Source organism: Rathayibacter rubneri (genome assembly GCF_023743255.1).
GTDB classification, from domain to species: Bacteria; Actinomycetota; Actinomycetes; order Actinomycetales; family Microbacteriaceae; genus Rathayibacter; species Rathayibacter rubneri.
The window spans coordinates 21,351-27,450 of record NZ_JAMRYM010000049.1; the positions used below are offsets into that span (position 1 = coordinate 21,351).

The following is a 6,100-nucleotide window of genomic DNA, read 5'->3' on the forward strand; positions in this document are numbered from 1 at the left end:
ATCAGACCTCCACGGTGGGGGAGAGGAGGGTGGCCGAGGCGTCCTCCGGGAGCTCGCTCGGCGCGTCCGGCGTGCCGTGCTTCTCGACGGCCGTGGTGAGCGCCTGGTCGAGGTCGTAGATGATGTCGTCCGCGTCCTCGATGCCGACCGACAAGCGGACGAGGCCGGGCAGGACCCCCGCGTCGAGCAGCTGCTGCTCGGTGAGCTGCGCGTGCGTCGTCGACGCCGGGTGGATGACGAGGGTCTTCGCGTCGCCGATGTTGGCGAGGTGGCTGGCCAGGTCGACCGACTCGATGAAGGTCTGGCCGACGGCGCGGCCGCCCTTCACGACGAAGCTGAAGACCGATCCCGGCCCCTTCGGCAGGTACTTCTGCGCGCGCTCGTGATGCGGGTGCGCGGGCAGGCCCGCCCAGTAGACCGCCTCGATCCGCGGGTCGGCGTCGAGCCACTCGGCGACGCGGCGCGCGTTGTCGACGTGGGCCTGGATCCGGTACGGCAGCGTCTCGACGCCCTGGGCGAGGAGGAACGCCGAGTGCGGGGCGAGGACCGGCCCGATGTCGCGCAGCTGCTCGGCGCGCAGCCGGGTGAGGAACCCGTACTCGCCGAAGTTGCCGTCCCAGGAGAGGTCGCCGTACGAGGCGACGGAGTCGTGCAGCAGCGGGAACTTCTCGTGCGAGTAGTGGAAGCGGCCCGACTCGACGACGACGCCGCCGAGCGTGGTGCCGTGACCGCCGAGGAACTTGGTCGCCGAGTGGATGACGATGTCGGCTCCCCACTCGATGGGGCGCACGAGGTACGGCGTCGCCACCGTCGAGTCGATGACGAGCGGGATGCCGGCCGCGTGCGCGACGGCGGCGAGGCCCTCGATGTCGGCGATCTCGCCGGACGGGTTCGCGATGGTCTCGGCGTAGAGGACCTTGGTCTTCTCGGTGATCGCGGCCGCGTAGTCGGCCGGATCGCTCGACTGCACGAAGGTCGTCTCGACGCCGAAGCGGCGCAGGGTCACGTCGAGCTGCGTGATGGATCCGCCGTAGAGATTGGCGGAGGAGACGACGTGGTCGCCCGAGCCGACCAGCGCCGCGAAGACGATGAACTGCGCCGAGAGGCCCGACGCGGTGGCGACGGCGCCGAGGCCGCCCTCGAGGCTCGCGACGCGCTCCTCGAACGAGGCGACGGTGGGGTTGGAGAGGCGCGAGTAGACGTTGCCGTACTTCTGCAGCGCGAAGCGCGCCGCGGCGTCGGCGGTGTCGTCGAAGACGAACGCGCTGGTCTGGTAGATCGGCAGCGCGCGCGCACCGGTCACCGGGTCGGGGATGTTGCCCGCGTGGATTGCACGCGTCTTGAAGCCGTACTCGCGATCTGCCATGCGATCGACGTTACCGTCGCCCTCCGACAGCGGGGCGCGAGAGCTGTCGCAGTCCGTAACAGTCCCAGGATCAGACCGTCGCGTGCACCGCCGCCAGCGCCATCGCGGCGATCGCGAACCACGAGCCGAGCGCCACGACGAGCGCCCGCCAGCCGGTCGTCACGAGCGCTCGCAGCCGCACGCCGGTGCCGAGGGCGAACAGCGCCGCCGCGAGCAGCCAGGTCTGGGCGGTGTCGGCACCGGCGAGCAGCTCCTCCGGCAGCGGAACCCAGGTGCGCAGCAGCACGGCCGCGAGGAAGCCGACCACGAACAGCGGCACGATCGCGGGCCGCGGTCCGGCGTCCGCGCCGCCCCGCCGCGTCACCGCTGCGGCGATCGCGACCATCGGCGCCAGCATCACCACGCGCGTCAGCTTGACGACGACCGCGATCGCGAGGGCCGACGCGCCCGCGACCTGCGCCGTCGCGACGACCTGGCCGACGTCGTGCACCGACGCTCCCACCCAGTGCCCGAACTGCTCCGCCGACAGGCCCAGCGGATGCTGCAGCGCCGGCAGCACCGCGATCGCGAGCGTCCCGCAGAGGGTCACCAGCGCGACCGGCACGGCCTGCTCCGACTCCTTCGCCCGCGTCGCCCCGGCCATCGCGCCGACGGCGGAGGCGCCGCAGATCGAGAACCCGGCCGCCAGGAGCAGGGGCTCCCGACCGGGCAGTCCGAGTGCCCGCCCGAGCGCCCAGGTGAGCGCGAAGGTCGCCAGCACGATGCCCACCACCACGAGGATCGCCGCCCAGCCCAGTGCCGCGATGTCCACGAGCGAGAGCTTCAGCCCCAGCAGCACGATCCCGGTGCGCATGAAGGTCCTCGACGAGAACTTGAGCCCCGGCGAGAGCGCACCGCCCAGCGCCGGACGGGCCGCAGGCACCTGCGCCACGAGGATCCCGAGCGCGACGGCGGCCGTCAGCATCGGCACCGCCGGCACCAGCGCGTGCACGAGCGCGGCGAGGACCGCCGCGCCCGCGCAGACCCCGACTCCGGGACCCAGGCGCCGGATCAGACCCACGACGGGAGCCACATGTGCGCCTGCCAGAAGGCGAACGAGGTCTGCTGCCCGGTCCAGAGGGGGTAGAAGAACGCGGTGAGCGCGGCGGCGAGCGCGACGAACACCAGCACGATCACGAGGCCGCGGGTCCGCTTCGGCCGCTCGTCCTGCGGCGAGCCCATCACGATCCCCGCCGTCATCGCGAGCGCGAGCATCATGTAGGGCTGGAAGACTACGCAGTAGAACTGGAAGACCGTGCGGTCCAGGTAGAGCATCCACGGCAGGTACCCCGCGACTATCCCCATCAGCACGAAGCCGGCGCGCCACTCCCGGTACCGCGCGAGGCGGTAGAGCAGGTACAGCAGCGCGGCTACTCCGGCGTACCAGATCAGCGGATTGGCGACCGACGTGATCGCCTCGTCGCAGCGGATCGCCGTGCAGCCGTCGACGCCCTGGGCCTGGTCGACGAAGTACATGCTGGTCGGCCTCGTCATCAGCAGCCAGGTCAGCGGGTTCGCCTCGTACGGGTGCGTGGCGCGCAGGTTGATCGAGTAGTCGTACATCTGCACGTGATAGTGCCAGAGGCTCTGCGCCCAGTCGGGGACCCAGGCCAGAGCACCCGTCCAGGCGTTGCCGGGGGCCTCCGTCGCCCACTGCCTCGCCCAGCCGCCGGAGGTGCGGAGCCAGCCGGTCCAGGTGAGGAGGTAGGCGGCGAGCGCGATCGGCACGACGAGGAGGAACGTCACCGGTCCCTGCTTGAGCACCGCCCCGCTGCCCCAGAACGGGACGCCCGCGCGGCGGCGCATCAGCGCGTCGACCACGACGAGGTACACGCCGTAGGCGGCGAGGAAGTAGATCCCCGTCCACTTCACACCGGCCGCGAGGCCGAAGACGAAGCCCGCGACCAGGAGCCACGGCCGCCACCAGAGCACGGGCCCCCAGCTGGGGAGGGCCCCCGCGGCGACCTTCTCGGCGAGTCGCAGCTCCGCCCAGCGGCGGTCCAGCAGCACCGCCGCCACTCCGCAGAGCGCGACGAACATCAGGATGCCGTCGAGCAGCGAGACGCGCGACATCACGATCGCGTGGCCGTCGAGGGCGAGGAAGAGGCCGGCGAGGGAGGCGATCAGCGTCGAGCGGACGAGCATCCTCCCGATCACGATGACGAGCGCCACCGCGAGGATCCCGACGACCGCGGTCGCGACGCGCCAGCCGACGCTGTCGTCGGCGCCGAACGCGCCCATGCCGAGCCCGATGATCCACTTGCCCAGCGGCGGGTGCACCACGAAGGAGGGGGCGCCCGTGAAGGTGTCGACGTCGCCCGCGGCGAAGCCCGGGTCGGGGTCCTCCGGCCAGGCGCCCTCGAAGCCGAGGTTCCAGAGCGTCCAGGCGTCCTTGACGTAGAAGGTCTCGTCGAACACGAGCGAGCGGGGGTGGCCGAGGTTCCACAGCCGCAGCACGGCGGCGAGCACGACCACGGCGATCGGCAGCCCGAGATCCCACAGCCGTCGCCGGAGCGGGGTGAGCGTCAGCCGGGTGAAGACGTCGTCGAACCAGGAGCCGCGCGGCACGTCGGGCTGCGGCTCGCGCTCCCGGGGTGCGGCGGCGGCGACCGCCGCGGGCTCGACGGGCACCGACTGGGTCGCTCCGGCGGAGTCGAGGAGCAGGTCGTCGAAGTCGCGCTGCGGTCGGTCCGTCACCCGGCCATGCTAACGGGGCGTCACGGCACCACGACCGCCCGTCCGCGCACCTTCCCGTCGTGCAGTCGGCGGTACGCCTCCGGCGCCTCGTCGAGGGAGTAGCGCTCGGTGTGCACGCGCACGAGTCCGGCACGCGCCAGGTCCAGCACCTCCATCAGCTCGGTCCGCGATCCCCAGTAGGGCGCGCGCACCGAGGCGCCGTACGGAGTGGAGAAGAAGCCGGTCGGCAGGACGCCGCCGCCGATGCCCACGATCTGCACCGCTCCGTCGGCCGCGACCACCTGCCGGGCGATCTCGAGGGTCGGCTCCGCGCCCACGAAATCGAGGACCACCTCGGCTCCCTCCCCGTCGGTCAGCTCGCGGATCCGGGCGACGACGCCCTCGTCGTCCGAGCGCAGCGTCTCGTCGGCGCCCACCTCGCGGGCGAGGGCCAGCTTCTCGTCCGAGAGATCGAGGACGATCACGCGGACCGGTGAGATCGCCTTGAGGATCTGGATCCCGATGTGGCCGAGTCCTCCGCTGCCGATCACGACCGCGGACGCTCCCGGCACGAGCTTCGAGGCGACCGAGCGGATCGCGTGGTACGGAGTCAGGCCGGCGTCGGTCAGCGAGACGGAGTCGACCGGGTCGAGGTCGCCCAGCGGCACCAGGTGCCGGACGTCGTCGATGACGACGTACTCCGCCATGGCGCCGGGCGAGCCCAGTCCGGGAGGCGTGATCCCGAGCTCCGCCGCGTGCGGGCAGTAGTTCTCGCGACCGGAGGCGCAGGTGCGGCAGACACCGCAGCCCCAGGGCCCGTAGACCGCGACCGGGTCGCCCACCTCGACCCCCGTCACGCCCTCGCCCAGCTCGTCGACGACTCCGGCGCCCTCGTGGCCGAGGGTGAGCGGGAGTCCGTAGGTGTACTGGTCCTCGGGGAGCCCCATCAGGAACGAGTCGGAGTGGCAGAGTCCGGCCGCGGTCACCCGCAGCAGCACCTGGCCCGGCCCGGGCACGGGCTTCTCCACCTCGACGACCTCGGGCTCGCCGCCGATCTCGCGGTACTGCACTGCCTTCACGGTTCCCCTTCTCCCTCCCGGGCACGACCGTCCCGGGACCTCCACCCTCCGCTCTGCTCCTGGGACCCCGCAGGGGGCTTGCGCTGGATCGGGGCTGGGAGACTGGCCGCATGATCATCCTCGCGGGCACGCCCATCGGAAACCTCGGCGACGCCTCCCGGCGGCTCGTGGAGGCGCTCTCGACCGCGAAGCACGTCGCCGCGGAGGACACCCGCGTCACGATCCAGCTGCTTCGGGCGCTCGGCATCGAGAACCGGCCGACCCTGTACGCCCTGCACGACCACAACGAGCGCCAGCGGGCGGCCGAGCTCGTCGAGCTCGCCCGTGAGGAGGACCTGCTCGTGCTCAGCGACGCGGGCATGCCCACGGTGTCCGATCCGGGGTACCACCTCGTCGAGACCGCGGTGGCGGCCGGAGTCGCGGTCACGGCGCTCCCCGGGCCCTCGGCCGTGCTGATGGCGCTCGCCGTCTCGGGTCTGCCGACCGACCGCTTCAGCTTCGAGGGCTTCCTGCCGCGCAAGCACGGCGAGCGGGTGTCGACCTTCCGCGCGCTGGTCGACGAGCGCCGCACCATGGTGTTCTTCGAGTCCCCGCATCGCATCGGCGACGCGCTCGCCGACCTCGTCGAGGCGATGGGCCCCGAGCGCCGGGTCGTCGTCTGCCGCGAGCTCACCAAGATGTTCGAGGAGGTGCGGCGCGGCACCGCGGCCGAGCTGGCCGAGTGGGCGGCCGGCGGGCTCCGCGGCGAGATCTGCCTGGTGGTGCAGGGCGCTCCGGAGCGGGAGGCCTCGCAGGAGGACGCGCTCGCCGACGTCCTCGCCCGGGTCGCCGCCGGGGCGCGGCTCAAGGAGGCGTCCGCCGAGGTCGCCGAGCGCACGGGGCTCTCCCGGCGCGAGCTGTACGAGGCGGCGCTCGCCTCCCGCTCCGGAGCGCCCTGCAC

The 6,100-nt window shown here is 72.6% G+C and carries 5 protein-coding genes; 1 reads left to right on the plus strand and 4 read right to left on the minus strand.

The window, feature by feature from the left end; translation table 11 throughout:
* Position 1 precedes the first annotated feature (1 nt).
* The 4 genes from NB037_RS11845 to NB037_RS11860 form a co-directional block, all read right to left on the minus strand.
* Complete coding sequence (locus NB037_RS11845; protein ID WP_251946005.1) at positions 2 to 1,366, minus strand: O-acetylhomoserine aminocarboxypropyltransferase/cysteine synthase family protein; 1,365 nt, start codon at positions 1,364 to 1,366, stop codon at positions 2 to 4.
* A gap of 70 nt (positions 1,367 to 1,436) precedes the next feature.
* Positions 1,437 to 2,438 carry a YeiH family protein gene (locus tag NB037_RS11850; RefSeq protein ID WP_251946007.1) on the minus strand — a complete coding sequence of 334 codons (1,002 nt, stop codon included), beginning with the start codon at positions 2,436 to 2,438 and terminating at the stop codon, positions 1,437 to 1,439.
* Entirely contained in the window at positions 2,417 to 4,102 is a 1,686-nt protein-coding gene (locus tag NB037_RS11855; RefSeq protein ID WP_251946009.1) for a dolichyl-phosphate-mannose--protein mannosyltransferase, read from the minus strand. The genes NB037_RS11850 and NB037_RS11855 overlap by 22 nt, the downstream gene beginning before the upstream one ends.
* 20 nt (positions 4,103 to 4,122) lie before the next feature.
* The gene (locus NB037_RS11860) at positions 4,123 to 5,160 is read right to left on the minus strand and encodes an NAD(P)-dependent alcohol dehydrogenase (RefSeq protein WP_251946010.1); all 1,038 of its coding nucleotides are present in this window, start codon (positions 5,158 to 5,160) and stop codon (positions 4,123 to 4,125) included.
* A gap of 110 nt (positions 5,161 to 5,270) precedes the next feature.
* Between NB037_RS11860 and rsmI the strand changes: the two genes are divergently transcribed.
* Positions 5,271 to 6,100, plus strand: an 830-nt coding sequence (rsmI, locus tag NB037_RS11865; protein WP_251946011.1) for a 16S rRNA (cytidine(1402)-2'-O)-methyltransferase, incomplete at its 3' end; no start/stop codon positions are given.

What these genes read in the sequence shown, in the direction of transcription:
- NB037_RS11845 (WP_251946005.1), bottom strand. Translation starts at nt 1,366, where the DNA reads ATGGCAGATCGCGAGTACGGCTTCAAGACGCGTGCAATCCACGCGGGC.